The sequence below is a fragment of the Comamonas testosteroni TK102 genome (assembly GCF_000739375.1).
Taxonomy (GTDB): Bacteria; Pseudomonadota; Gammaproteobacteria; order Burkholderiales; family Burkholderiaceae_C; genus Comamonas; species Comamonas brasiliensis.
Genome location: NZ_CP006704.1, coordinates 4,239,670 through 4,264,494, shown reverse-complemented (window position 1 = coordinate 4,264,494; position 24,825 = coordinate 4,239,670). Strand labels below are relative to the sequence as shown.

The following is a 24,825-nucleotide window of genomic DNA, read 5'->3' as shown; positions in this document are numbered from 1 at the left end:
GGAGTTTCACCATGAGCAAGAAGCCCGTCCGTGTCGCCGTTACCGGCGCAGCTGGCCAAATCGGTTACGCCCTGTTGTTCCGCATCGCCTCCGGCGAAATGCTGGGTAAAGATCAGCCCGTTATTCTGCAACTGCTGGAAATCCCCGACGAAAAGGCTCAAAACGCTCTGAAGGGCGTGATCATGGAGCTGGAAGACTGCGCCTTCCCCCTGCTGGCCGGCATCGAAGCCCACGCCGATCCCATGACCGCCTTCAAGGACACCGACTACGCTCTGCTGGTGGGCGCCCGTCCTCGTGGCCCCGGCATGGAACGTGCTGACCTGCTGGCTGCCAACGCCCAGATCTTCACCGCCCAGGGCAAGGCTCTGAACGCCGTGGCTTCGCGCAATGTCAAGGTTCTGGTGGTGGGCAACCCCGCCAACACCAATGCCTACATCGCCATGAAGTCGGCTCCCGATCTGCCCGCCAAGAACTTCACCGCCATGCTGCGCCTGGACCACAACCGCGCTGCTTCCCAGCTGGCTGCCAAGGGCGGCTTCAAGGTTGGCGACATCAGGAAGCTGACCGTGTGGGGCAACCACTCGCCCACCATGTACGCCGACTACCGCTTCGCCACCGTGGACGGCAAGTCCGTGAAGGAAGCCATCAACGACCAGGAATGGAATGCCAACGTGTTCCTGCCCACCGTGGGCAAGCGTGGCGCCGCCATCATCGCTGCTCGCGGTCTGTCGTCGGCTGCTTCGGCTGCCAACGCTGCCATCGACCACATGCGTGACTGGGCCCTGGGCTCCAACGGCGAATGGGTCACCATGGGCGTGCCTTCCAACGGCGAGTACGGCATCCCCGCCGGTATCGTGTTCGGTTTCCCCGTGACCACCACGGCTGACGGCGAATACAAGATCGTCGAAGGTCTGGAAATCGATGCCTTCTCGCAAGAGTGCATCAACAAGACTCTGGCTGAGCTGCAAGGCGAGCAAGACGGCGTCAAGCACCTGCTGTAATCAGCGCAAAGCCTATGCAAGACTGGAACCCTGCGCTGTATCTGCGCTTTGCCAATGAGCGCACCCGCCCTGCGGCAGAACTGCTGGCAAGAGTACCTTCCAGCTTGCATTCACCCGCTCGCAGCCTCCACATCGTGGATCTGGGCTGCGGGCCGGGCAACTCCACCGAGCTTCTGGTGGAGCGTTTTCCCGGCGCCGATGTGCTCGGTGTCGACAATTCCGAAGCCATGCTGGAGACTGCACGCAAGCAGTTGCCGCAGGCAAGGTTCGAGGCCGGTGACATTGCCTCCTGGGCACCTGCTGAAGGTGAGCCAGCGCCTGATCTGATTTATGCGAATGCCTCCATCCAGTGGGTGGGCGGGCATGAGAGCCTGATTCCCCGTCTGTTTTCGCTGCTGGCGCCCGGTGGCGTGCTGGCAGTGCAGATGCCTGACAACCGTCAGGAACCCTCGCACCGAAACATGCGCGAAGTCGCGCAGCTGCCCCGGTTTGCGGCGCATATCGGGAATGCGAGCAAGGTGCGTACCGAGATTTTGCCCATAGGGGTCTATTACGACCTGCTGGCGGCGCCCCAGCCGGCGGCTCCCGCCAAAGAGGCTGCGAGCGTCGATGTGTGGCACACCATCTACCAGCATCCCATGGACTCGGCTGCAGCGATTGTGCAGTGGCTCAGCAGCACGGGCCTCAAGCCTTTCGTGGAAGGTTTGCCCCAGGAGCTGCAGGCCGAGTATCTGAGCGAGTATCAAAACCGCATCGATGCGGCTTATCCGGAGCGAGCCGACGGCAAGCGTCTGCTGGCTTTCCCCCGACTTTTCATGGTGGCTCAGCGCAAGTCATGACGAAAGAACTGGTTCATCCCGCCACCGTGCTGCTTGACGCTCAGGGTGGCGCTCAGCGTCTGCCGATCTGCGACCACTACAGCGGCGTGGAAGCACGCATGCGCAAAAGCCTGCAGCTGCAGGCCGAGATGATGCAGGAGTTCGGCACCTGCGTGTTCGACGTGACGCTGGACTGCGAGGATGGCGCTCCCGTCGGCCAGGAGGCCGAGCATGCACGTCTGGTCGTCGAGCTGGCCAACGGCGCCGCTGCAGGCGCACGCGTGGCAGCCCGGGTGCATGCGGTGGACCATGCACATTTCCAGGCCGACATGGACATCATCGCCGGTGCAGCCGCAGGCCGGCTCTGCCACATCATGATTCCCAAGGTGGAATCGGTGGATGACGTCATCAAGGCCCAAGCAGCCCTGCAGCGTGCGACAGACAAGCCTGTGCCGCTGCATGTCCTGATAGAGTCGCCCGCTGCCGTGCAGCAGGCCTTCGACATTGCGGCCCACCCGGCCGTGCAGAGCATCTCCTTCGGCCTGATGGACTTTGTCTCGGCCCATGGCGGCGCGATTCCGGCCTCCGCCATGACAGCCCAGGGCCAGTTCGAGCATCCGCTGGTGGTGCGCGCCAAGCTCGAGATTGCGGCGGCCTGCCATGCCCACGGCAAGGTGCCGTCGCACTGCGTGGTCACCGAATTCAAGAATCCTGAAGCTTTGCAGGCTTGCGCGCAAAAAGCCTCGCGGGAGCTTGGCTACACACGCATGTGGAGCATTCATCCCGACCAGATTCGACCGATCCTGCGTGCTTTTTCTCCTGCCGAGGATGAAGTCAGGCAGGCGGCACAAATACTTACCTCTGCAGCGGTGCAGAATTGGGCGCCCATCAGTTTTGGTGGTGTACTACACGACCGCGCGAGCTACCGCTATTTCTGGCAGTTGCTGGAGCGCGCTCACCAGACGGGGCAGGTCTTGCCGGTTGAGGTTCAACCCTGGTTTGCCCTGGCTCCAACCCATTGAACTCATAACAAGTCTGCAGGAGCTAAATCCTATGAAGACCCTGATCGCCACTTTGATGATTGCCGCTCCCCTGGTCGCAATCAGCCACTCCGCCGTGGCACAAACCGCTCCCAAGGCCAAGACTGCCGCTGCCAAGAAGGCTCCCGCTGTCAAGAAGGCTCCCGCCAAGGGCAAGGCCGCCGCTGCGGCTGCCGCTGGCGCGGGTGCTGCTGCCGTGGCCGCCGGCCCGGCTTCCGCAGCCCTGGGCACGGAAGAGCTGGCCGTGGCCGAGCGCGTGCACAAGGGCCGCATTGCCTGCGAGCTCGGTGCCTATGTGAATGTGAACGCCGACACCGCCAACCCCGGTTACTTCATCGTGGACGGCCGCGGCTTCAAGTACCACATGGCTCCCGTCAAGACTTCCACGGGCACGGTGCGCCTGGAAGACAAGGCGGCCGGCGCCGTGTGGCTGCAGATCGCCAACAAGTCCATGCTGATGAACCAGAAGGCCGGTCAGCGTCTTGCGGATGAATGCATGAGCCCCGAGCAGCAGCAAGTGGCCGAAGCGATCCGCAAGAACCCACCTCCCAGCCTGCTGGACAGCAAATAAGTCTGGCGAGGCTGAGGGCTGGCGTATCGCACATGCGCCAGCCCTGTAATTCGCGCTCCACGCGCAGCCTTTTTTAAAAAACCATTGGAGAGAACCCATGTTGAAAGCCTACCGTGACCATGTGGCAGAACGCGCCGCATTGGGCATCCCCCCGCTGCCTCTGGATGCCAAGCAGGTCGCCGAGCTGATCGAGCTGATCAAGAACCCACCCGCTGGTGAAGACGCGTTCCTGATGGATCTGCTGACCCATCGCGTGCCGCCCGGCGTGGATGATGCAGCCAAGGTCAAGGCTTCCTTCCTGGCTGCCGTGGCTCACGGCGACCTGAAGGTGGGTCTCATCTCCAAGGCCAAGGCCACCGAGCTGCTGGGCACCATGGTGGGTGGCTACAACGTGCACCCCCTGATCGAGCTGCTGGACGATGCCGAAGTGGCTGGTGTGGCTGCCGATGCGCTGAAGAAGACACTGCTGATGTTCGACTTCTTCAACGACGTGGCCGACAAGGCCAAGGCCGGCAATGCCAAGGCCAAGGAAGTGATGCAAAGCTGGGCCGATGCCGAGTGGTTCACTTCGCGTCCCAAGGTCGAGGAAAAGATCACCGTCACCGTCTTCAAGGTGCCTGGCGAGACCAACACCGACGATCTGTCGCCCGCTCCCGATGCCTGGAGCCGTCCCGACATTCCTCTGCACTACCTGGCCATGCTCAAGAACACGCGTCCCGACGCGGCGTTCAAGCCCGAAGAAGACGGCAAGCGCGGCCCCATGCAGTTCATCGAAGACCTGAAGAAGAAGGGCCACCTGGTTGCCTACGTGGGTGACGTGGTCGGTACCGGTTCTTCGCGCAAGTCCGCCACCAACTCCATCATCTGGGGCACGGGCGTGGACATTCCCTTTGTTCCCAACAAGCGCTTTGGCGGCGTGACGCTGGGCGGCAAGATCGCTCCCATCTTCTTCAACACGCAGGAAGACTCCGGCGCTCTGCCCATCGAAGTCGATGTTTCCAAGCTGGAAATGGGCGACGTGATCGACGTGCTGCCCTACGCCGGCAAGATCGTCAAGAACGGCGAAACTGTGGCTGAGTTCCAGCTCAAGTCCGACGTGCTGCTGGACGAAGTGCAAGCCGGCGGCCGTATCAACCTGATCATCGGCCGTTCGCTGACCGCCAAGGCTCGCGAAGCCCTGGGTCTGCCCGCATCCACCGAGTTCCGCCTGCCCCAGGCTCCTGCTGCTTCTAACGCTGGCTTCACGCTGGCTCAGAAGATGGTCGGCCGCGCCTGCGGTCTGCCCGAAGGCCAGGGCGTGCGCCCCGGTACTTACTGCGAACCTCGCATGACCACCGTCGGTTCGCAGGACACCACCGGCCCCATGACCCGCGACGAGCTCAAGGATCTGGCCTGCCTGGGCTTCTCCGCCGATATGGTGATGCAGTCCTTCTGCCACACAGCGGCTTATCCCAAGCCCGTGGACGTGAAGACCCACCGCGAACTGCCCAACTTCATCAGCAACCGCGGCGGCGTGGCCCTGCGTCCTGGTGACGGCGTGATCCACAGCTGGCTCAACCGTCTGCTGCTGCCCGACACCGTGGGTACCGGTGGCGACTCGCACACCCGTTTCCCCATCGGCATCTCCTTTCCCGCAGGCTCCGGTCTGGTGGCCTTCGGCGCCGCTACCGGCGTGATGCCTCTGGACATGCCCGAATCCGTGCTGGTGCGCTTCAAGGGCGAGATGCAGCCTGGCGTGACCCTGCGCGATCTGGTGCACGCAATTCCTCTGTACGGTATCAAGCAAGGTCTGCTGACTGTGGCCAAGGCCGGCAAGATCAACGAGTTCTCGGGTCGCATCCTGGAAATCGAAGGCCTGCCAGATCTGAAGGTCGAACAAGCGTTTGAGCTGTCTGACGCTTCCGCCGAGCGCTCTGCCGCTGGTTGCACGATTAAGCTGAACCCTGAGCCCATCAAGGAATACCTGACATCGAACATCGTTCTGATGAAGAACATGATCGCTGACGGTTACGCCGACGCCAAGACTCTGCAGCGCCGTATCGAAAAGGTCGAAGCCTGGCTGGCCAAGCCCGACCTGCTGGAAGCCGACAAGAACGCTGAGTACGCTCACGTCATCGAAATCGACATGTCCGACATCAAGGAACCCATCGTTTGCTGCCCGAACGATCCTGATGATGCCAAGACCCTGTCCGACGTGGCCGGCGCCAAGATCGACGAAGCCTTCATCGGTTCCTGCATGACCAACATCGGTCACTTCCGCGCTGCAGCCAAGCTGCTGGGCGGCCAGCGTGACATCCCCGTCAAGCTGTGGGTGGCTCCTCCCACCAAGATGGACCAGGACGAGCTGATCAAGGAAGGTCACTACTCTGCCTTCGGTACTGCTGGTGCACGTACCGAAATGCCCGGCTGCTCGCTGTGCATGGGTAACCAGGCTCAAGTGCGTGAAGGTGCGACTGTCATCTCGACTTCCACTCGTAACTTCCCCAACCGTCTGGGCAAGAACACCAACGTGTATCTGGGCTCGGCCGAACTGGCCGCGATTGCCTCTCGTCTGGGCTACCTGCCTTCCAAGGAAGAGTACCTGAAGGAAATGGGCGTGATCGATGCCGACAAGGCCTCCGTCTACCGCTACATGAACTTCAACGAAATCGCCGAGTACGCTGAAGTGGCGGCCAAGATCTAAGCGCTCAGGCGCCACATGACAGGGCCCTCAAGGGCCCGGCCCCGAAGCCCGCAGGATGCAAGTCCTGCGGGCTTTTTGCTTTTCAGGCCGTGCGCCGGGCCTGCAACCGTCGCAGCGCCTGCTGTGTCTCGGCATTTGCGGGAAAGAACGATTCGACGGCCAGCTCCTGCAGTGTCACGTCCACGGGCGTGCCGAAGATGGTGATGGTGCTGATGAAGCTCAGAGTGCCCAGATCGGTGTGCAGCTCGAAAGGCACGGCGATATGGCTGGCGACCGTGCTGGCAACAGCGCTGGTGGCTGGCGCGCCATGGGCTGCGAACGGGTAGGCCGCAATCTCGTCATGAAGCGCCTGCAGCTCGCCGTCCGCAGAGGCCGATATCTGCTGCTGCAGGCGATGCAGCAGATGGGTACGCCATTGGCCGGCATTGGCCAGACGAGGCCCCAGTCCCTCGGGGTGCAGGCTCAGGCGCAGCACATTCACGGGCGGCTCCAGCAGCCAGGGCGCCACGCCGTCCAGCAGCAGCGGCACGACGGCATTGGCGGCCACCAGGTTCCAGTGTCTGTCCACGGCCAGCGCCGGGCTGGGCTCGTGGCCCTTGAGCACCAGCTCTACGGCCTGGCGCGCGGCGGCCAGATCGGGATGGTCCAGCGGGCGGGCCTGGTACATGGGGGCAAAGCCCGCCGCCACCAGCAATGCATTGCGCTCGCGCAGCGGCACCGACAGGCGCTCGGCCAGGCGCAGCACCATCTCGCGGCTGGGCTGGGCGCGCCCTGTTTCCACATAGCTCAGGTGGCGTGTCGAGATCTCGGCCTCCAGTGCCAGCCCTTGCTGGCTCAGCCGACGGTGCTGGCGCCAGTGGCGCAGGTGTTCGCCGAACGGCGCGCGCGCGCCGGGCGGCAGGTGAGCGGCATGAGAAGAAGAGGGGGCGGTGCTGGAAGTCATGGTCGCATCGTAGTGGCAGGCCGCATATGCGGCCATGACCTGCGAGGTTATCGACGCTGTGCGCGCGGCTGGCAATCATGGACCCCAGCAGCCGGCACAGGGCCGGCCGCAAGAACTTGCTTTCAGAACAGGAGTCTTCCATGTCCATTTTTGCTTCTCCACGGTTTCTGCGCCATGTGATGTGGGCCGATGCGGCCTCCTGCGCCGCCACGGGCGCGCTGCAACTGGTTGTCACGCAGCCGCTGGCAGATCTGACAGGCCTGCCAGCCTTGCTGCTGACGGCAACAGGCCTTTTCTTGCTGGCCTATGCATCGGCCGCTGCCTGGATGGCGCGTCGCCGGCCCCTGCCGCGCACGCTGATCGGTCTGGTGGCTCTCGGCAATCTGGGCTGGGCACTGGGCTGCGCGGTCCTGGTCTTTGGCTCCGGCCTGGCGCTCAGTGCCTGGGGTCTGGCCTGGGTGGCGGCGCAGGCGGTCGTGGTGCTGGTCCTGGCCGATCTGCAGTGGGCAGGGCTGCGTGCCACGCGCCATCAGGCCCGGCAGGAGGCGCAGCTCGCGCTTTGAGTGATACAGAAAAGGATAGCGCCTAGCGACTGCCATCTATTGAATGTAGGCTGATTCGGTGTTGAAAACATGGATTGGCAGGCGCTACAAGCTATGATTTTTCTTATATCCGCCATGTGTCCGGGCGGATAAGCGGGCCGAGGGAGGCAGAGATAATTCCGTACCGCGTAAAATTCACGGTTGCGCCGCGCTGGCGTACTCTTCGCAACCATGGGTTCCCTCGCCCCCATCGACCAAAAAGGACTGTCATGACATCCGCTCATGCCGTGCAGACGCAAGCGTCGCGCGTGCCGTTTTACCTCTCCGTTCTCGTCGCGTTCCATATCGCGCTGGTCATCGCCAGCAACTACCTGGTACAACTGCCCATCACGCTGCTGGGCTTTCACAGCACCTGGGGCGCCTTCAGCTTCCCCTTCATCTTTCTGGCCACCGACCTGACGGTACGCCTGATCGGCAAGACCGCGGCACGGCGCGTCATCATGCGTGCCATGCTGCCCGCGCTGGTGGTGTCCTATGTGGTGGGCGTGCTGTTCCACGAGGGCCGCTTCAATGGCTGGGAGGCGCTGCAAAGCTTCAACGGCTTTGTGTTCCGCATCGCACTGGCCAGCTTTGCTGCCTATGTGCTGGGTCAGTTGCTGGATATTCAGGTCTTCGACCGCATCCGCCAGAAAAGCCATTCCTGGTGGCTGGCTCCGGCGGCCGCGTCGGTGTTCGGCCAGGTGCTGGACACCGCGGCCTTTTTCTCCATCGCCTTCTGGAATAGCTCCGATGCCTTCATGGCGGCCAACTGGGTGGAAATCGCCATGGTCGACTATGTCATCAAGCTGGGCGTGAGCCTGCTGCTGTTTGTTCCCGCCTATGGCGTGGTGCTGGCGGCCATCGTGCGAAGCATGAAGGTGCAGGTCGCACCCGCAGCGGCGATGCGCTGAGCGGGCTGCGGGCAGTCGGCCTTGGTCGGCTGTCCATCGCCCTGTTTGACACAGGGCCGCATCTTGCGCCCCGCAAGAGTCTCGACCCAACCGGGGTTGACCTATCCGTTGCCACTTGGACCCGGATCTTGTGTTTGGTCAACGAGTCAATAGGGGTACTCCTTAAGAATAACCATGCAGCCGGCATTGGTGCATGTCTGTGATGTGCCGGTGCTGAGGGCTCAGCGGTATCGCGTTCCTCAGCAGGCTGCGCAAGAAAAGGAGTTCCCGATGAAAAACAAGCCCACCTCCAGCCAGCACTTCAGGAGATTCGTGCTGGGTGCCGTATCCGCTGCCGCCATGATGGCCGCCGCTCTCGCATCGGCTCAGGAACCCGTGCAGCCCATCAAGGCGCACAGTGTCACGGAGCCCGCCAAGGTCGAACTCGGCAAGAAGCTCTTCTTCGATCCGCGGTTGTCCCGCTCCGGCTTCATCTCCTGCAACTCATGCCACAACCTGAGCATGGGCGGTTCGGACAATCTCAAGACCTCGATCGGCGACAAATGGCAAAAAGGCCCCATCAATTCGCCGACGGTGCTCAACTCCAGTCTGAACCTTGCCCAGTTCTGGGACGGGCGTGCCAGGAACCTGCGCGAGCAGGCGGGCGGCCCTATCGCCAACCCCGGCGAAATGGCCTTCACGCACGATCTGGCCGTGGACATGCTGCGCTCCATTCCGCAATATGTGGCCGAATTCAAGAGCGTGTTCGGCAGCAACAAGCTGACCATAGAGGAAGTGACAGCGGCGATTGCGGCCTTCGAGGAAACGCTGGTCACGCCCCATGCGCGCTTCGACCGATGGCTTGAGGGCGATACGAAAGCCATCAGCGCCCAGGAGCTGCGCGGCTATCAGCTGTTCAAGAACTCGGGTTGCGTGGCCTGCCACAACGGCGTGAACTTTGGCGGGGCCTCGTTCCAGAAGATGGGTCTGGTCGAACCCTACAAGACCGACAATCCGGCAGAAGGGCGCGCTGCCGTCACGGGCAACGATGCGGAGCGCTTCAGCTTCAAGGTTCCGACGCTGCGCAATGTGGAGCTGACCTATCCCTACTTCCACGACGGTGCGGCTGACACCCTGGCGCAGGCAGTGGACACCATGGGCCGCATCCAGTTGGGCAAGAAGTTCAGCAAGAGCGAGAACGCCGACATCGTCGCGTTCCTGAAGACGCTGACCGGCGAGCAGCCCAAGCTGGTGCTGCCCATACTGCCGCCTTCCAGCGATGCCACCAAGCGGCCCCAGCCCTTCGAGTGAGCCAACTTGCCGCCGCCCGTCATGGGCGGCGATGGTGATGGCCGCCGAGTTCGTCTCCTGCCCATGAAAAAGGCCGTCTTCAAGGACGGCCTTTGTCTTTCTCCGCACTGCGCCGCAGAGGCTCAGGTCTGGCTCTGCAGATAGTTCTGCAGACCGATCTTGTCGATCAGACCCAACTGCTTTTCCAGCCAGTAGGCGTGGTCTTCCTCGGTATCGTGCAACTGGGTCAGCAGGATGTCGCGGCTCACATAGTCGCGGTGCTGCTCGCACAGCGCCACGCCTTGCTGCAGGCCGGCGCGGACCTCGTATTCGGTGTCCAGATCCTTGCGCAGCATCTCGGGCACGGTTTCGCCAGGCGTGAATTCCTTGGGGCGCATGTCGGGGCGGCCGCCCAGCATCAGGATGCGGCGCAGCAGCGCATCGGCGTGCTGGGTTTCCTCCTGCATCTCATGGTCCAGACGCGTGAACAGCTTGGCAAAGCCCTGGTCTTCATAGATGCGCGAGTGGGCGAAGTACTGGTCGCGCGCTGCGAGCTCGCCGCGCAGCAGGTCCTTGAGGTAGTCGACGACGTCGGGATGGCCTTGCATATTTGTTGTTCTCGGTGAATTTGCGAAGCCTGAAGTATCCCGCGACCAGCTTCGGGAATCAAAGTCAGCTATCAATTCCCGAGCGCAAGCGCTCTGGATGCGGGCTGTAAGCAGATGCATTCGCATTGCTGGCACCGTGCAGGCATGCAGATCGCTGCGCGGCTGCAGGCCCCTTTTTCCCGCAAGCCCTTGTGCGTGATCTCCGCCCCGGGTCACCGACGAGAAGGCCAGACCTGCATTTTCAATATGCCGCCAAAGCAGACGATGGCCTGCGCAAAGGAGTGCTTCTGGCGCCAGTGCACACTCCCCACAATGGCCGACATGACTTCCACAAGCGCCAGCGCCAAGTTTGATCTCTCCAGATCCATTGAATATGCAACGCAAAGTCGTATTGCCCTTGCCGGCTACGACGCCTGCCACGAGCTTGCCGCCTGCCTGCTTTCGGCCCACCTGGGCCACGATGCAAAGTCGGTTCTTGTCGCGGGAGCCGGGGGAACCGGTCAGGAAATCCTGTGCGCCGCAAAACTGGAGCCGGCCTGGACCTTTGTGGCCGCCGATCCGGCTGTCGCAATGCTCGATCAGGCGATGACAGGTATCGAGGCCGCAGGCCTGTCCGGACGCACCGCAGTCTTCCACGGTACGGTCGAGGAGCTTCCCGATGGCGATGGCTTCGATGCTGCAACCCTGGTCGGAGTCCTGCATCACATTCCCGAGCAGGATCGCAAGGACGCGCTCTTGCGAGAGCTCGGCCGCCGCTTGAAACCGGGCGGGCCGCTGATCCTGGCCTGCAACCGGTGCCCCTACGAATCCCAGCCGCTGTTCCTTGAAGCCTGGGCTTCACGCTGGCGCATGGCCGGTGCCGATGAGGCGGAGGTCGTCGCAAAGCTGGGCAAAATCCGCCACGGAGCCGTGCCGCCGCTTTCCGAGGCCGCGGTGGAAACGATGCTGGCCAACGCGGGCTTCGTCAATCCGCTGCGCTTTTTCTCAAGCCTGTTCTGGAGTGCATGGATCACCTTCAAGGCGCAATAGGAACCTGCTTGGAAAGCAGGCAGCTTCCGCCCGAGGTCGTCTGCCCATTGCCAGGCTCCTGGCAACGCGAGCCGTCCCAAGCCGTCCACGGCATCAGCAATGGGGTAAGGTTGTCGACTTTGCAAAGCCTGCCCTCATGTCCAATCTCGAAATCCAGCTCGATCACATTCGCACCGGAAAGATGTACAACGATCTGACGCCGGAGCTGGTGGGCGCGCGTCAGCATGCGGTGCTGCTGAGCAACGAGTACAACGACTCCTTTTCGGAACCAGCGCCCGTGCGTGAGGCGATACTTCGCCGCCTGCTGGGCTCCGTAGGCCAGAACGTGCACTTCGAACCCCGCTTTCGTTGCGAGTTTGGCCGGAACATCCACATTGGCAATAACTTCTATGCCAACTTCGATTGCATCATGCTGGATGGCGGAGGAATCTTCATCGGCAACGATGTTCTGCTGGCCCCACGTGTTGGCATCTACACCTCCAACCATGCCATCGATCCGGCCGAGCGTGCGGCGGGCGGCTGCTTCGCCAAGCCCGTGAGGATCGGCAACCGCGTGTGGATAGGTGCTGGCGTGCATATCAATCCCGGCGTGACGATCGGCGACGACTCCATCATCGGGTCGGGCAGTGTGCTGACCTCCGATATTCCTGCAGGGGTTGTTGCCGCAGGCGTTCCCTGCAAGGTTCTTCGGGTCATTTCCCCAAAGGACAAGACGGGCTTTGTCAACGCGGCCCCGCATTCTGGCCAGGCCTTCTAGGTGATACGTGCCTGCGATCGCTGGCGCTGGCGGCTGGAGATGGTCGAGTTGGCCCAGTACTGGCGGCTGGCGGTCGTTATTTGAAATAATGAGAAAATCCGGGCTCTTGGCCAGGATTTCCAATGAATATCAGAGACAGCCTGAAGGCTTGGGCAAAGCGAATCAAGCGCGACGGGGTGACGCTCTGGTTCGCAGGAAAGCACCCCGCGACGCCTTGGTTCGCAAAGGCCCTGGGCCTGTTTGTGGTTGCCTATGCGCTCAGTCCGATTGATCTGATACCGGACTTCATCCCCGTTCTCGGATTCGTGGACGATGCTCTGCTGCTACCGGGGCTGATCTGGCTCACGGTCAAGCTGTTGCCGACATCGGTTCTCGCCGAATGCCGTGTTCAAGCCGACGCATGGATGGCTGACAACGGGGCCAGGCCCGGAAGCCGCTCTGGAGCCATCATGATCATCGTGCTCTGGATGGCCCTGGGGATCGCAGCCTGGTACTGCCTGACTCCCGAGGTTCGCTCATGAAGGACTGCATCGTGGCGTCTGCGTCCATGGCTCTGGTCACTGCTGGCGGCCGCAGCGGCTGCTCCAGTCTGGCTGTCTTGCCAAAGCCTGCATCGAGAGACCGGCAGTTGCCTCGCTGCGTTCAGATCTCACTCTTACCTGGGTTTGCAGGGGGCTGTTCCGGGCCCGAGATGACAAACCTGCTCGGTCAACTTTGTCTGTGTAGCGAATCTTGATCTCGATTCTCCGCGTCGTGGCGCTGGCCCTGGACCAGCTGGAAGTGGCGGTTTGCGTCTTTGATGCGAACGACAGAACCCAGCTGTGGAACGATACCTTTCTGCAGTTCTTCCCCGAGCATGCCGGGCATGTCTATGCCGGTGAAGCCTATAGCGAGAATCTGCGGCGTTTCTATCTGCAAAGGCTTTCGGCGCAGGAGCTGCCATGCATGGAGCGCTACATCGAAGAGGGCATCCAGCGGCATCACAACCAGCAGCGTGCGTTCGAGTTCGACCACTATGACTATCGCGTCCGGGCCGCCTCTCTTCCCTTGGGGCCTCTGGGCCGGATCAGACTGTGGCGCAAGACAGCTCCCTTGCTCACGGGGATGCAGGACCGGATCAACCCCAGGCAGGTACGACGGCCTCGGCAGATCTCGGAGGATACGGCGCTGGCCCTGGAAAGTCTGGCAGACGGCATCCTGATGGTCGATGAGCAGGACAGGGCGGTCTGGGCCAATCACTCCTTTATGGTGCTCTATGGCATGCCGGACATCGAGTGTCTTGGCGCGCGCCTGTTCGAAGAAATCTATGCGCAGTCGTGGGCGCAGGAGCAGCCGACCACGGACTATGCAACAGGACTTTCGGTGCTCACGGAGCGGCAACGGTTTTCAGGGGCTCCTTATGTGCTGGCTCTGCCTCAGGATCGCTGGGTGCGCGTGGTGGAGCTGCGCGGAACCCAAACCAACGGTTGCAGCTTTTTTTCGCATGTCGACATCACCGCGTCACGGCGGCAACAGGAAGAGCTGAGGCAGCTGACCCTGCACCTGGAGTCCCTGGCCGTGAAGGATGCGTTGACAGGCTTGGTGAACCGCAGACGGTTCGATGAGGTGCTGGAGTCGGAGTGGCGCAGAGCACACCGGTCGGAGAGCGCACTTTCGCTGCTTCTGTTGGATGTCGATCATTTCAAGCAGCTCAACGACAGCTTTGGGCACCCGTTCGGCGACGAGGTGCTCAAGTGTTTCGCAGGCCTGCTGGCGCACTGCGTCCAGCGCGCAGGTAGTCTGGTTTCCCGCTATGGGGGCGAGGAATTCGCCATTCTGTTGCCAGGCACCGGTCTGTCTGGCGCGGCCAGGCTCGCCGAATTCATCCGGCAACAGGTCGAGGCCCTGTCGCTAGGCAATGAGCAAACCGGATTGGTGCAGATCACCATCAGCGTGGGAGTCGCCTGCGCAAGTGGTGCTGCGCTGGATTCCTCCTGCGCTAGCCTCATCGACATGGCGGACAGGGCCTTGTACGAAGCCAAGCGAAAAGGCCGCAACAGCGTCTGCCTGGCCGGTGTCTAATCTCCAATCGGTGGGCTGTGCTGGCGGCTTTGGATAGGCTCACGAGGTTCGCAGCTGTCCATTTCAGCCATCGGCATGATCGCGGCCTCAGTTGAGGTGTCGAAGTGGCTGGCCAAAAAGCGCGCTGATCAGGAAAACAGTCCTAGCTGCCGGAGCCGACTCTGGAGAATCGCTGCTCCAGCATCTGTTTGCCCCACTGATCGCCAACCCACTCTTCAACACACTTGAAGCCATATGACTCGTACAGATGGCGAGCCGCAGAGAGCCCGCTAAATGTCCAAAGCTGTGTCTCTCGAAACTTCTGCTGGTCGACAAATTCGAGTGCTGCACTCAGCAGCCGTCTCCCTGCACCGCTTCCCCTCACGCTGTCATCGACGATAAACCACCTCAGGTGTGCAATGCCGGGCTCGAGGTCTTCGCCATCAATGGCAACCGAGCCAATGATTTCTCCTTCATGCATGGCGGTCCAGATCCGGTTTTGGGAGTGATTCAGGCGATCTGAGAACTCGGCCAGGCCCGCGGCAACAACGGATTCAAAACGCTGGCCCAGCCCGGCTTCGCGAGAGTAGTACTGCGCATGCATCTGGGTGATGCGAGCAATGATTCCCGGCTGATAGCCGCTCACGAGCTCCACGACCGGCTTTTCCTTGTCGCCTTGAATCCGGGACGACAGTGCAGCGCTGTAAAGCTGCAAGCCCTTCGAGACGGTGTGCTTCTGTCCCGGGTTCAAGCGTTCCAGGGCATGCGTGACCTGTGCGCGAGCATGTGCATGAATGGATTCGACGCGCAACCTGCCCGCAGGAGTCAGCGACAGCTGCTTGAGCCGGCTGTCGTGGAGGTCAGGTGACTCACTGACATCGCCGGCTTCCACCAGTTTGCGCAGCATCCGGCTGACGCTGGATTTTTCCAGTCGAAGCATTGTCCCAAGGTCCTTGGCGTTGACATTGCCTTCTTCAATTTCAAGAAGCGCATGCACGGCGGACGGGGAGAGGTCTGCGCCTGCAATGCTTTCGCCCATGAAGCCCCAATCACGCGCCATGGAGCGTGAGTAAGCGCGTATCTGCTCGACTAGAGACGGTTCGTTTGACATAGATTTCCTCAAATGGTTGTATGATACAACCATTTGATCGACGGGCAGTTTTGTAGAAGTTGCGCAGGCAATACGCAGGGCGCTGAATCCTGCAAGGCGGATGGCGGGGACGCTCATGGCAAGAGCCCGGTTTCGCGAAGCTCTTTCGTCATGAAGTGTCTGAACCCCCGGTGGCTGCGTTGCCAGTGGCGCAACCGTGACGCACGCGCCGCTTTCCGGGGTTCAGGATCCCAGCCGTGCGCGGTAAATGCCCGGTGTTTCTCCGAACTCGCGCTTGAACAACTGGATAAAGGCACTGGGGCTGGCCCAGCCCAGATCGAGTGCGATATGGCTGACCGGCACGCCTTCAGCCAGCAGTTCCAGGGAGCGCAGCAGGCGCATGCGCTGGCGCCAGGCGCTGAAGCTGTAGCCGGTTTCTGCCACAAAGCGGCGGCTCAGCGTGCGGGTGCTCAGCGCTCCCCAGTCGGCCCAGGCCGTCAGATCACGGGTATCGGCCGGGTTCTGGATCATTGCCTGGGCAATGCGCTGCACGCGCCAATCGCTAGGCAAGGGCAGGCCCAGGAGGGCCTGCCTTGGCAGGTGGCGGATTTCGTCGAGCACCACACTGGACACATTGTCGAGCTCGGGCGAGCGCAATGGCTGTGCCGGGTGAGTCCAGCCGGCCGCCAGGCGCAACACCGCTTCGCGCAGCAGGCCAGAGACGCGCAAGGTGCAAGGCCTGGCGGGCAGATCGGCGCAGGCATGCTCAGCGATATAGGCGCTCCAGCCATGGTAGGGTCCGAACGAGCGGCCCGAATGCCGATGGTGGGGCGGCAGCCAGACGGCGTGGATGGCGGGCACGATCCAGACGCCGTCTTCCACAGTCACAGAGATCAGGCCGCGCAGCGAGCCAAACAGCTGGCCGCGCGCATGTTGATGCGTTTCGGAGGACAGCTCCTGCGCCTGCCAGCGAGTGGCCGCGAGGATGACCGGGCCGGCGTCGTCATCCAGATGAGGTTGCAGTAATTCCAGCAGGTCGGACATTGCGAGATGGATGGCAGGCAGTCAATCAGTTTGGCGGATTTCCGCTATTCAATGGCTGAACAATTCTATAGCCGCCAGAGGGCTCTGCCTTAGGCTCGCTGCTCTTTAGAAGGAGTAGTCCAGATGTCAGAGACCCGGAAACCGAAGCAGGTGGAACTTGACGCCCTGTATGCGCAGCCGAGCGAGCGCATACAGAAGGCGGTGCTCGACCGTTTGGTCGATTTCCATCGGCAGTATCTGCAGCAGGCGAGTTTTTTCTGTCTGGCTACTGCCGGCCCTGCCGGCATGGATGCTTCGCCGCGCGGCGGGCCGCCCGGCTTTGTCCATGTGCTGGATGACAAAACCCTCGTCTTCGCCGATTGGCCGGGCAACAACCGCATCGAATCGCTGCGCAATCTTCAGCACGACGAGCGGGTCGCCATGCTGTTCCTGTTCCCCGGCCTGGAGGTGTTTCTGCGCATCAACGGCCGCGCTCGCGTCAGTGCGGCCGCCGAGCTGCTGCAGGAGCTGCATGAAGGCGAGAAAACGCCGAAAACCGCCACGGTGGTGCGCGTTGACGAAGTGCTGTTTCACTGCGGCAAGGCCGTCAATCGGGCACGGTTGTGGGAGCCGGCGGCCCGGTCGCAGCGCAGTGAGCTGCCCAGCATCGGACAGATGCTGGTCGGCTTCGCCGCGCTGCAGGCGGGCCCTGAGGCTACGGACGGCGAGCATGCCAGCATTGAGGAGCTCGATGCGCATTATCAGCAGGCGGTGCGCAGTGATCTGTATGGCTGAAACAGTCAGGTGGAGTCGGCAGGGGTGTTCAGCGACTCGGCGGCCGCGCGCAGGCAGGCGAGCAGGCGGGCCACCAGCGGATTGGCGGGCGCGCGACGCCACATGGCCAGCATCTCCGATGACGGATGGCTGCCCTTGAGCACTCGGAACACCAGGCGCGGCATGCCCACGCGAGCCAGCGCCTCGGGCACCAGGGCCACGCCCTGGCCCAACGAAACCAGGGAGATCACCGACAGCCAGTGTCTTACCTCGTGGCGCACCTCGGGGGCAAAGCCATGGGCAAGGCACATCTCGTAGATGCGCTGGTGATAAGTCGGCGAAACCAGGCTGGAGAACAGGATCAGGCGGTCGTTCCTGAGTTCGGCCAGATCGATGGAGGCACGGTCGTGAAGCGGGTGCTGCTCGGGCAGGCAGACCACGAAAGGCTCTTCCACCAGCAGCTGACTGTCAATGCCTTCGGGGGGGCTGTATGGAGTGGACCAGGGCCATGTCCAGCCGCATCTGCTGCAGACCGAGGATCTGTTCCGCGCTATTGGCTTCCAGCATGTCCACGCGCACCTGGGGGTGGCTGTGCTGGAACTGTTCCAGCGCCTGCGGCAGGCCGCGGTACAGGCTAGACCCCACGAAACCCAGACGCAGATGGCCGCGCGTGCCCTGGGCCACATCGCGTGTTTCCTGTGCGGCCTGCTGACTCAGAGCCAGCAGCTGGCGCGCCTTGCCCAGCAGATGTTCGCCGGCAGCCGTAAGCCGTACTCCCTTGCTGCTGCGCTCGAACAGCTGGGCCTGCAGTTCCTGCTCCAGCTGCTTGATGGCCACCGACAGAGGGGGCTGGGAGATGGATAGCCGCTGGGCCGCACGGCTGAAGTGGAGTTCCTCGGCCAGGGTGACGAAGTAATGCAGCAGCCGCAGTTCCATGCTGTTATCTATATATAAAAAGTATTGGAAAAGATTTTAATAATATTTGACGTGAATATATCAGGGTGCTGAAATTCGCAGCAGTCCCAGGCTCTTTGTGCGATGCACGGCGCATGAACCCATCGCCGCCTTCCCGGAGACCGAGAGCAAGGGTCCAGGCGGCCGCGCCGTCCCGCAGCGCGGCTGTCATCCCCATCCAGGAGGAAGGCGCACCGCGTCCCCAGGGTGTATTCGAATTCAGCAGGAGACCTTCATGTCCGCCAACGACAAGAGCCAGATGCATGCCGTGGCCCTGGCTGCCAGCGCTGCAGCCCATCCCGTTCCAGACCGCCACGGTGCCAATTTCTACAGCACCGACCCTGAGCTGCAGTCGCTGCTCAGACTCTATCTGCCGGAGGATCTGCTGACCCACCTGCAGCCCTATCTGCAGCGCATGGGTGAGCTGGCCGGCGGGCGCATCGACGAACTGGCCGGCATTGCCGACAGGAATCCACCAACACTTGAGCATCGCAGCCGCTCCGGTCAGGACAGCCAGCGCATCATCAAGCACCCTGCCTATGAAGAGCTAGAGCGCATCGCTTACGGCGAGTTCGGCCTGCAGGCCATATCGCACCGCGACGACATGCTGGGCTGGCAGGGCAAGATGCCGCCAGCGGTCAAGTACGCGCTGACCTATCTGTTCGTGCAGTCCGAGTTCGGTCTGTGCTGTCCGCTGTCAATGACCGATTCACTGACACGCACGCTCAAGAAGTTCGGCACGTCCGAGCTGGTGGACAAATACCTGCCGCAGCTGCTGTCGCTGGACTGGGACAACCAAGCCCAGGGCGCCATGTTCATGACCGAACAGGCTGCGGGCTCCGACATCGCCAACACGCAGACCGTGGCCTATCCGCAGATCGACGGTTCCTGGCGTCTGACCGGCGACAAGTGGTTCTGCTCCAACCCCGATGCCGAGTTCGCCATGGCGCTGGCCCGCGTGGACGGGGCGCCGGCGGGTATGAAAGGCATCTCCCTGTTCCTGCTGCCGCGCACTCTGGACGATGGCAGCGACAACCTCTACCGAATCGTCCGTCTCAAGGACAAGATGGGCACCAAGTCCATGGCCAGTGGGGAGATCCGCATGGAAGGCGCCACCGCCTATCTGGTGGGCGAGCAGGGCCGGGGCTTTGTGCAGATCGCCGACATGGTGAACAACTCGCGCCTCTCCAATGGTGTGCGCTCGGCCGGCATGATGCGCCGCGCCGTGGCCGAAGCCGAGTTCATTGCCCACGAGCGCATCGCCTTCGGCAAGCGCCTTGAAGACATGCCGCTGATGCAGCGCCAGCTCGACAAGCTGCGCGTGCCCGCCGAGCAGGCGCGCACCATGGTGTTCCAGACCGCACAGACGCTGATGCGTTCGGACGCGGGCGAAGAGGGGGCCTACCCGCTGCTGCGCATTCTCACGCCGCTGATCAAGTTCCGTGCCTGCCGCGATGCACGCAAGGTTACCGGCGACGCGATGGAGGTGCGTGGCGGCTGTGGCTATATCGAGGAGTGGAGCGACCCACGGCTGGTGCGCGATGCGCATCTGGGCTCGATCTGGGAAGGCACGAGCAATATCGTGGCGCTGGACGTGATCCGCGCCATCAAGCGCGAGGGCTCGCTGCCGGTGCTGCAGCAGTATCTGCACGCCTTACTGGATAAGGCCCTGCTGGTGTCCGGCTACCGCCAGGCGCTGGAGCAGGCATTGGAGCGCGCCAGCGCCTTGGCCGAGAGAGCTGCCCAGGACGGAGGCGACGTGCTGGCCCGTCAGGCGGCCACCGCGCTCTACAACTGCACCACGGCCATCGCCATGGCCTGGGAAGCCAGGCAGACGGGCTCGGCCGAGCGCTTGCGCCTGTCGCAACTGGTGTTGATGCACCGCGTGCTGCCGCGCGATCCGCTGGCGGCGGCCGAAGTGCCGCCGGAATGGCAAAAGTGAATTGACACACAAAGCAGCGCTGGCGCAATACAGGCAAGCGCCGGCAGCTATGCATTTTGAAAGCCAACACCGATTGGCGAACAACCCAAGGAGACAAGTCATGAATATCAATCGCCGTTTGCTGGTCGGACCGGCCGCGCTCGCCAGTGCCGCTCTGTGCCTGGGCCTCTCTTTGAATGTCCAGGCCGCCGAGAAATTTCCCGAGCGACCCATCAGTTTCATCGTGCCGTTTCCGCCTGGCGGCCCCACCGATGCCATGGCTCGCATTCTGGCCACCGAGCTGACCAAGGAACTGGGCCAGAGCGTGATCGTGGAGAACAAGGCCGGAGCAGGGGGCAATATCGGTGCCGATTTCGTGGCCCGCGCCAAGCCCGATGGCTACACGCTGATGTTCGGTACATCGGGCCCGCTGGCCATCAACAAGCCGCTGTACAGGTCCATCAACTACGACCCACGCACCAGCTTTTCGCCCATCATCTATGTAGGCTATCTGCCCAATGTGCTGGTGGTGCGGCCCAACCTGGGGGTGAGCAACGTCAAGGAACTGATCGAGCTGGACAAGAGCAAGCCTGGGCGGCTCAATTTTGCTTCCTCCGGCAATGGCGCCTCGTCCCATCTGGCGGGGGTGCTGTTCAACGGCATGGCCGGTACCGAGCTGCAACATGTGCCCTACAAGGGCACGGGGCCGGCTCTCAACGACCTGCTGGCCGGTCAGGTGGAGATGACCTTCACCGACATCCTCACGGCCATGCCCTATATCAAGGCCGGCAAGGTCAAGGCCCTGGGCGTGGCCACGGCCAAGCGCTCCAGCGCCATGCCCCTGATTCCCACCATCGCCGAGCAGGGCCTGCCCGACTATGACGTGAGCGTGTTCTTCGGCGTGGTCGGCCCCAAGGGCATGGCCGCTGATCGGGTCGCGCTGCTCAACCAGGCCTATGCCAAGGCGCTGGATTCCGACAATGTGAAGAAGGCCTTTGCGGCCCAGGGTCTGGAGCGCGGTGTGGATACCAAACCCGCCTATCTGGCCGGCTTTGTGAAGAGCGAACTCGGCAAATGGAGCGAGGTGGTGCAAAAGGCCGGTGTCACGCTGGACTGACGCTGCAGTTGCTTGGATGCAAGCAAACGCGTGCCATTGCAGGCTGGTCGTGTTAGAACTTTTCGAAACCTCTTGCATGGGTTGCGAGGGGACACTGTTCAGCACCACCAGCCACTGCCTGCGGGCCCATGAAAGACATGGGCCCAGGCTCTTCAACTATCCATCGCCATGACAATTTCAAGCCCATCCCCTTTGCTTGCGCAACTGCAGGCGGTCGCTGCCGAGTTCGTCGATGTCCGCCGCAGCATCCATGCCCATCCCGAACTTGCTTTCGAAGAGACGCGCACCAGCGACATGGTGGCCGAGTCCCTGGCCCGCTGGGGTTATGAGGTGCATCGCGGCCTGGGTGTGACCGGCGTGGTCGGGGTGCTCAAGAAAGGCTCGGGCAGCAAGTCGCTGGGCATACGCGCCGACATGGACGCCTTGCCCATTCTCGAAAGAACAGGTCTGGACTACGCCAGCCGCCTGCCCGGGAAAATGCATGCCTGCGGCCATGACGGACATACCGCCATCCTGCTGTGCGCGGCAAAGTACATTGCCGAGAAGCTCGATTTCGACGGCACGCTGAACCTGATCTTCCAGCCGGCTGAGGAAAACGAGGGTGGTGCCATGCGCATGGTGGACGAAGGCCTGTTCGAGCTGTTTCCCTGCGACGAGATCTACGCGCTGCACAACGCGCCGGGCCTGCCCGTGGGCAGGATGGCGATCAGCCCGGGGCCGGCCATGGCCTCGTTCGATCGCGTGACCGTCACGCTGCGCGGGCGCAGCGCCCATGGCGCCATGCCGCACCATGGCATAGACAGCATGCAGTGTGCAGCCAGCATCGTGCTGGGCCTGCAGTCCATCATCACGCGCGAGCTCGATGCCCAGCAGGCAGCCGTGATCACGGTGGGCTCCATCCAGGCTGGCGAGGTCTTCAACATCGTGCCCGAGAGCGCAGTGCTCAAGATCGGCGTGCGTGCCCTGCATCCCGATGTGCGTAGCTGGGTGGAGAAGCGCATCAAGGCCTTTGTGCAGGCCCAGGCCGAGAGTTACCAGCTCGGTTGCGAGATCGACTATGTGCACAAATACCCGGTGCTCGTGAACTGCGCAGCCCAGACCGAGTACGCGCGTCAGGTGGCAATCAGCCTGCTGGGCGAGGACAAGGTGGGCGAGCGCACGCCCACCATGGGCAGCGAGGACTTTGCCTACATGCTGCAAAAGCGTCCCGGCGCCTATATCCGGCTGGGCAACGGCGTGGGCGAGGATGGCGGTTGCATGGTGCACAACCCGCTGTACGACTTCAATGACAAGGCCTTGCACATCGGTGCGGCCTTCTGGACGCAACTGGTGCAAAGCTATCTGGCCTGAGCGGCCGCTTGCTGAAATGGGAGGCAGGAGATGGGTATATGGAACCGCCGCGGCTTTATGCGGCACACACTGTGGCAGACGGCTGCCTTGGCGGCAGGTTCGAGCTGGGTCCGGGCTGCAGAAAGCTTTCCGGCCAAGCCTCTGATTCTCATGGTGCCTTTTCCCGCCGGCGGAGCCAGCGATGTGGCGGCACGCATCTTTGCCGAATCCATTGGCCGCAGCCTCGGGCAGCAGGTGGTGGTGGAGAACCTGGGGGGCGGTACGGGTCTGATTGCTGCGGCCAAAGTGCTCAACACACCGGCCGACGGCTATATGTTCTTCCACGGCTCGGCTAACGAGATCTTCCTGGCGCCCATGCTCAATACGGCAGCGCGCTACAAGCCGGGCGACTTCACACTGGCGGCTCCCACGACGGAGTCGCCCATCGTGCTCATGGTCAAGAGCGGCTTGCCGGTCGACAGCTATGACGCCTTCATCGAATATGCACGCGCCGGCAAGAACGGCCCGCTGACCTATGGCACGGTGGGCGTGGATTCCATGTACAACCTGATGGGCGATGCCCTGGCAGCCAGACTGAAGCTGCCGTTTCTGCACGTGCCTTACAAGGGCGCCGCGCCGGCCCTGCAGGACCTGGCAGGCGGGCAGGTGGACTTCGCCATCCTGCCTTATCAGGCCAGCTTCGAAGGCATGGCCAGGCAGGGACGGTTGAAGATCCTGACCAGCTTTTCCAAGACCCTGCCCAAGGAGCTGGCCCATGTGCCGCTGATATCGCAAAGCCGCCTCAGTCCGGACTTCGAATACACGGTCAGCGCAGGCTACTTCGTGAAGAAGGGCACGCCCGCCGACCGCGTGGCAGTTCTGCGCGGCGCCATAGGGCAGGCGCTGGTGCACCAGGACATCCGCAGCCGACTGGAGCTGGAGGGCAAGCATATCCGGCAGCCCGTGACCTCGCAGGCCGAGGCAGACCGGAGCTTTGCTGCCATCCATCAGCGCCTGAGTGCGCTGGTGCGCAGCGTGGGCCGCACGCCCCTGGCCTGATTGCGGTCAGCCGCAAAGAATTTTTGAGCCACATTTTGAGTGTTATGCGGGCCAGGGTCCGTATTCTGTAGGGAATTGAAACATGCACAATCCAGTCACGATCGGCGCCGGAGCCTTGCAGGGCATCAAGGTTCTCGATCTGTCACGCATCCTCGGCGGGCCGCTCTGCGGGCAGATACTGGGCGACCATGGCGCCGATGTGCTCAAGGTGGAGCCGCCGCAGGGCGACGACACGCGCACCTGGGGGCCTCCGTTTCGCGACGGCGTGGCTTCCTACTACTTCGGCCTGAACCGCAACAAGCGCATCCAGTTTCTCGATCTGTCCTCGCCCGAAGGCCAGCAGCGCGTGCGCGAGCTGATGGCCCAGGCCGATGTGGTGGTGGAGAACTTCAAGGTCGGCACCATGGAGAAATGGGGCATAGGCTTTGAGCAGATGCGCGAGCAGCTGCCGCAGCTGATCTGGTGCCGCGTCACGGGCTTCGGTGCCGACGGCCCTCTGGGCAGCCTGCCCGGCTATGACGCCGCCATCCAGGCCATGGCCGGCATCATGAGCATCAATGGCGAGGCCGACGGAGACCCGCTGCGCGTGGGCCTGCCGGTGGTGGACATGGTGACCGGGCTGAACGCCACCATAGGCGTTCTGCTGGCCCTGCACGAGCGGGGGCGCAGCGGGCAGGGCCAGTTGGTGGATGCCTCGCTTTACGACTCCGGCCTGTCGCTGCTCCATCCCCATGCCGCCAACTGGTTCATGGGGCGCAAGGTGCCGCAACGCTCGGGCAATGCCCATCCCAATATCTATCCCTATGACGTGATCAGCACTGGCGCTGCCCCCATCTTCCTGGCGGTGGGCAACGACCGGCAGTTCCGGCTGCTGTGCAACCATGTCGGCCGACCCGAGCTGGCGCAGGACGAGCGCTTTGCCAGCGCAGGCCAGCGCTCCGTCCATCGCGCCGAGCTCAAGCCCCTGCTCGAACAGGCGTTTGCATCGCTCGATGGTGTGCAGCTGGCCGACGAGCTGATGGCCATCGGCGTGCCCGCCGCGCCGGTGCTGGATGTCGCCCAGGCGCTTGAGCATCCGCATACAGCGCACCGCGAGATGGTAGTGACCATGGACCAGTACCAGGGGCTGGGCGCTCCGGTCAAGCTCGGCCGCACGCCGGCCAGCTATCGCTTTGCCCCCTGAGCGAGGGACAGGATTTTCTGCCTGACGGAGGCTCCTGAGCAGTCTGCGCCGAGATCCCAGCCCGCCCGTAGAGCGCTTTCCTTTTGCACCGATGTGGGCAGGGTTCGCGTTGCCGGCGCCCTGT

22 protein-coding genes and 1 pseudogene are annotated in these 24,825 nt (G+C 62.7%); 18 read left to right on the top strand and 5 right to left on the bottom strand.

Features of this window, described 5'->3' with window-relative positions; genetic code table 11:
- Positions 1-11: 11 nt before the first annotated feature.
- From O987_RS19265 to acnB, 5 genes are all read left to right on the top strand, one after another.
- Positions 12-1,001, top strand: coding sequence for a malate dehydrogenase (locus O987_RS19265; RefSeq protein WP_003053219.1), 990 nt, complete (start codon positions 12-14; stop codon positions 999-1,001).
- A gap of 14 nt (positions 1,002-1,015) precedes the next feature.
- A complete protein-coding gene (gene tam, locus O987_RS19260; protein WP_043374113.1) occupies positions 1,016-1,840 on the top strand; it encodes a trans-aconitate 2-methyltransferase in 825 nt (274 codons plus the stop codon).
- A complete protein-coding gene (locus tag O987_RS19255) occupies positions 1,837-2,841 on the top strand; it encodes an HpcH/HpaI aldolase/citrate lyase family protein (RefSeq protein ID WP_043374111.1) in 1,005 nt (334 codons plus the stop codon). Before tam ends, O987_RS19255 begins: the two co-directional genes overlap by 4 nt.
- A gap of 31 nt (positions 2,842-2,872) precedes the next feature.
- Entirely contained in the window at positions 2,873-3,430 is a 558-nt protein-coding gene (locus tag O987_RS19250; protein ID WP_003053222.1) for a hypothetical protein, read from the top strand.
- Positions 3,431-3,527: 97 nt separating this feature from the next.
- Complete coding sequence (gene acnB / locus O987_RS19245; protein WP_003053223.1) at positions 3,528-6,113, top strand: bifunctional aconitate hydratase 2/2-methylisocitrate dehydratase; 2,586 nt, start codon at positions 3,528-3,530, stop codon at positions 6,111-6,113.
- Positions 6,114-6,195: 82 nt separating this feature from the next.
- Here acnB and O987_RS19240 read toward each other — a convergent pair whose 3' ends face one another.
- A complete protein-coding gene (locus O987_RS19240; RefSeq protein WP_172671693.1) occupies positions 6,196-7,056 on the bottom strand; it encodes a helix-turn-helix domain-containing protein in 861 nt (286 codons plus the stop codon).
- A gap of 140 nt (positions 7,057-7,196) precedes the next feature.
- Here O987_RS19240 and O987_RS19235 point away from each other — a divergent pair, with 140 nt between their 5' ends.
- The 3 genes from O987_RS19235 to O987_RS19225 all read left to right on the top strand — a co-directional run bounded on the left by O987_RS19235 (position 7,197) and on the right by O987_RS19225 (position 9,838).
- Complete coding sequence (locus O987_RS19235; protein WP_043374106.1) at positions 7,197-7,619, top strand: hypothetical protein; 423 nt, start codon at positions 7,197-7,199, stop codon at positions 7,617-7,619.
- Positions 7,620-7,867: 248 nt separating this feature from the next.
- On the top strand, positions 7,868-8,548 hold the full coding sequence (locus O987_RS19230; protein ID WP_003053226.1) for a 7-cyano-7-deazaguanine/7-aminomethyl-7-deazaguanine transporter: 681 nt from the start codon (positions 7,868-7,870) through the stop codon (positions 8,546-8,548).
- Positions 8,549-8,818: 270 nt separating this feature from the next.
- Positions 8,819-9,838, top strand: a complete 1,020-nt coding sequence (locus O987_RS19225) for a cytochrome-c peroxidase (protein ID WP_003053227.1) — start codon at positions 8,819-8,821, stop codon at positions 9,836-9,838.
- 122 nt (positions 9,839-9,960) lie between these two features.
- On the opposite strand, the gene bfr is transcribed toward O987_RS19225, so the two are convergent.
- Complete coding sequence (gene bfr / locus O987_RS19220; protein ID WP_003053228.1) at positions 9,961-10,425, bottom strand: bacterioferritin; 465 nt, start codon at positions 10,423-10,425, stop codon at positions 9,961-9,963.
- Positions 10,426-10,746: 321 nt separating this feature from the next.
- On the opposite strand from bfr, the gene O987_RS19215 reads away from it, so the two are divergent.
- The 4 genes from O987_RS19215 (at position 10,747) to O987_RS19200 (ending at position 14,272) form a co-directional block, all read left to right on the top strand.
- Positions 10,747-11,454, top strand: coding sequence for a class I SAM-dependent methyltransferase (locus O987_RS19215; RefSeq protein WP_200879623.1), 708 nt, complete (start codon positions 10,747-10,749; stop codon positions 11,452-11,454).
- Positions 11,455-11,590: 136 nt separating this feature from the next.
- Positions 11,591-12,211 carry a sugar O-acetyltransferase gene (locus tag O987_RS19210; RefSeq protein WP_051962215.1) on the top strand — a complete coding sequence of 207 codons (621 nt, stop codon included), beginning with the start codon at positions 11,591-11,593 and terminating at the stop codon, positions 12,209-12,211.
- A gap of 122 nt (positions 12,212-12,333) precedes the next feature.
- On the top strand, positions 12,334-12,732 hold the full coding sequence (locus O987_RS19205; RefSeq protein WP_043374104.1) for a YkvA family protein: 399 nt from the start codon (positions 12,334-12,336) through the stop codon (positions 12,730-12,732).
- Positions 12,733-12,943: 211 nt separating this feature from the next.
- Positions 12,944-14,272, top strand: coding sequence for a sensor domain-containing diguanylate cyclase (locus tag O987_RS19200; RefSeq protein ID WP_043374101.1), 1,329 nt, complete (start codon positions 12,944-12,946; stop codon positions 14,270-14,272).
- Between the two features lie 142 nt (positions 14,273-14,414).
- Here the strand turns inward: O987_RS19200 and O987_RS19195 are convergent, their stop codons facing one another.
- Positions 14,415-15,362 (bottom strand): bifunctional helix-turn-helix transcriptional regulator/GNAT family N-acetyltransferase, encoded by a 948-nt coding sequence (locus O987_RS19195; protein WP_043374099.1) that lies wholly within the window; start codon positions 15,360-15,362, stop codon positions 14,415-14,417.
- A 222-nt stretch (positions 15,363-15,584) separates the two neighbouring features.
- Positions 15,585-16,385 carry an AraC family transcriptional regulator gene (locus O987_RS19190; protein WP_043374097.1) on the bottom strand — a complete coding sequence of 267 codons (801 nt, stop codon included), beginning with the start codon at positions 16,383-16,385 and terminating at the stop codon, positions 15,585-15,587.
- A gap of 123 nt (positions 16,386-16,508) precedes the next feature.
- Here O987_RS19190 and O987_RS19185 point away from each other — a divergent pair, with 123 nt between their 5' ends.
- A complete protein-coding gene (locus tag O987_RS19185) occupies positions 16,509-17,159 on the top strand; it encodes an MSMEG_1061 family FMN-dependent PPOX-type flavoprotein (protein WP_043374095.1) in 651 nt (216 codons plus the stop codon).
- A gap of 5 nt (positions 17,160-17,164) precedes the next feature.
- Here O987_RS19185 and O987_RS19180 read toward each other — a convergent pair.
- Positions 17,165-18,074: pseudogene (locus O987_RS19180) on the bottom strand (LysR family transcriptional regulator).
- 253 nt (positions 18,075-18,327) lie between these two features.
- On the opposite strand from O987_RS19180, the gene O987_RS19175 reads away from it, so the two are divergent.
- From O987_RS19175 to O987_RS19155, 5 genes are all read left to right on the top strand, one after another.
- Positions 18,328-20,034 (top strand): acyl-CoA dehydrogenase family protein, encoded by a 1,707-nt coding sequence (locus O987_RS19175; RefSeq protein WP_051962214.1) that lies wholly within the window; start codon positions 18,328-18,330, stop codon positions 20,032-20,034.
- A 100-nt stretch (positions 20,035-20,134) separates the two neighbouring features.
- Complete coding sequence (locus O987_RS19170; protein WP_043374092.1) at positions 20,135-21,130, top strand: Bug family tripartite tricarboxylate transporter substrate binding protein; 996 nt, start codon at positions 20,135-20,137, stop codon at positions 21,128-21,130.
- Positions 21,131-21,298: 168 nt separating this feature from the next.
- Positions 21,299-22,480, top strand: coding sequence for a M20 aminoacylase family protein (locus tag O987_RS19165; protein WP_043374089.1), 1,182 nt, complete (start codon positions 21,299-21,301; stop codon positions 22,478-22,480).
- 30 nt (positions 22,481-22,510) lie between these two features.
- The gene (locus O987_RS19160) at positions 22,511-23,518 is read left to right on the top strand and encodes a tripartite tricarboxylate transporter substrate binding protein (protein ID WP_043374087.1); all 1,008 of its coding nucleotides are present in this window, start codon (positions 22,511-22,513) and stop codon (positions 23,516-23,518) included.
- An 82-nt stretch (positions 23,519-23,600) separates the two neighbouring features.
- Positions 23,601-24,701 (top strand): CaiB/BaiF CoA transferase family protein, encoded by a 1,101-nt coding sequence (locus O987_RS19155; RefSeq protein ID WP_043374084.1) that lies wholly within the window; start codon positions 23,601-23,603, stop codon positions 24,699-24,701.
- The last annotated feature ends 124 nt before the right edge of the window (positions 24,702-24,825 follow it).

Excerpts from the sequence above, each read along its gene's own strand:
- O987_RS19215 (WP_200879623.1), top strand. The coding sequence starts at position 10,747 with ATGACTTCCACAAGCGCCAGCGCCAAGTTTGATCTCTCCAGATCCATT.
- O987_RS19170 (WP_043374092.1), top strand. The coding sequence starts at position 20,135 with ATGAATATCAATCGCCGTTTGCTGGTCGGACCGGCCGCGCTCGCCAGT.
- acnB (WP_003053223.1), top strand. The coding sequence starts at position 3,528 with ATGTTGAAAGCCTACCGTGACCATGTGGCAGAACGCGCCGCATTGGGC.
- O987_RS19195 (WP_043374099.1), bottom strand. The coding sequence starts at position 15,362 with ATGTCAAACGAACCGTCTCTAGTCGAGCAGATACGCGCTTACTCACGC.
- O987_RS19160 (WP_043374087.1), top strand. The coding sequence starts at position 22,511 with ATGGGTATATGGAACCGCCGCGGCTTTATGCGGCACACACTGTGGCAG.
- O987_RS19225 (WP_003053227.1), top strand. The coding sequence starts at position 8,819 with ATGAAAAACAAGCCCACCTCCAGCCAGCACTTCAGGAGATTCGTGCTG.
- O987_RS19190 (WP_043374097.1), bottom strand. The coding sequence starts at position 16,385 with ATGTCCGACCTGCTGGAATTACTGCAACCTCATCTGGATGACGACGCC.
- O987_RS19250 (WP_003053222.1), top strand. The coding sequence starts at position 2,873 with ATGAAGACCCTGATCGCCACTTTGATGATTGCCGCTCCCCTGGTCGCA.
- O987_RS19235 (WP_043374106.1), top strand. The coding sequence starts at position 7,197 with ATGTCCATTTTTGCTTCTCCACGGTTTCTGCGCCATGTGATGTGGGCC.
- O987_RS19240 (WP_172671693.1), bottom strand. The coding sequence starts at position 7,056 with ATGACTTCCAGCACCGCCCCCTCTTCTTCTCATGCCGCTCACCTGCCG.
- bfr (WP_003053228.1), bottom strand. The coding sequence starts at position 10,425 with ATGCAAGGCCATCCCGACGTCGTCGACTACCTCAAGGACCTGCTGCGC.
- O987_RS19185 (WP_043374095.1), top strand. The coding sequence starts at position 16,509 with ATGTCAGAGACCCGGAAACCGAAGCAGGTGGAACTTGACGCCCTGTAT.
- O987_RS19205 (WP_043374104.1), top strand. The coding sequence starts at position 12,334 with ATGAATATCAGAGACAGCCTGAAGGCTTGGGCAAAGCGAATCAAGCGC.
- O987_RS19155 (WP_043374084.1), top strand. The coding sequence starts at position 23,601 with ATGCACAATCCAGTCACGATCGGCGCCGGAGCCTTGCAGGGCATCAAG.
- O987_RS19210 (WP_051962215.1), top strand. The coding sequence starts at position 11,591 with ATGTCCAATCTCGAAATCCAGCTCGATCACATTCGCACCGGAAAGATG.
- O987_RS19255 (WP_043374111.1), top strand. The coding sequence starts at position 1,837 with ATGACGAAAGAACTGGTTCATCCCGCCACCGTGCTGCTTGACGCTCAG.
- O987_RS19265 (WP_003053219.1), top strand. The coding sequence starts at position 12 with ATGAGCAAGAAGCCCGTCCGTGTCGCCGTTACCGGCGCAGCTGGCCAA.
- O987_RS19230 (WP_003053226.1), top strand. The coding sequence starts at position 7,868 with ATGACATCCGCTCATGCCGTGCAGACGCAAGCGTCGCGCGTGCCGTTT.
- tam (WP_043374113.1), top strand. The coding sequence starts at position 1,016 with ATGCAAGACTGGAACCCTGCGCTGTATCTGCGCTTTGCCAATGAGCGC.
- O987_RS19165 (WP_043374089.1), top strand. The coding sequence starts at position 21,299 with ATGACAATTTCAAGCCCATCCCCTTTGCTTGCGCAACTGCAGGCGGTC.
- O987_RS19175 (WP_051962214.1), top strand. The coding sequence starts at position 18,328 with ATGTCCGCCAACGACAAGAGCCAGATGCATGCCGTGGCCCTGGCTGCC.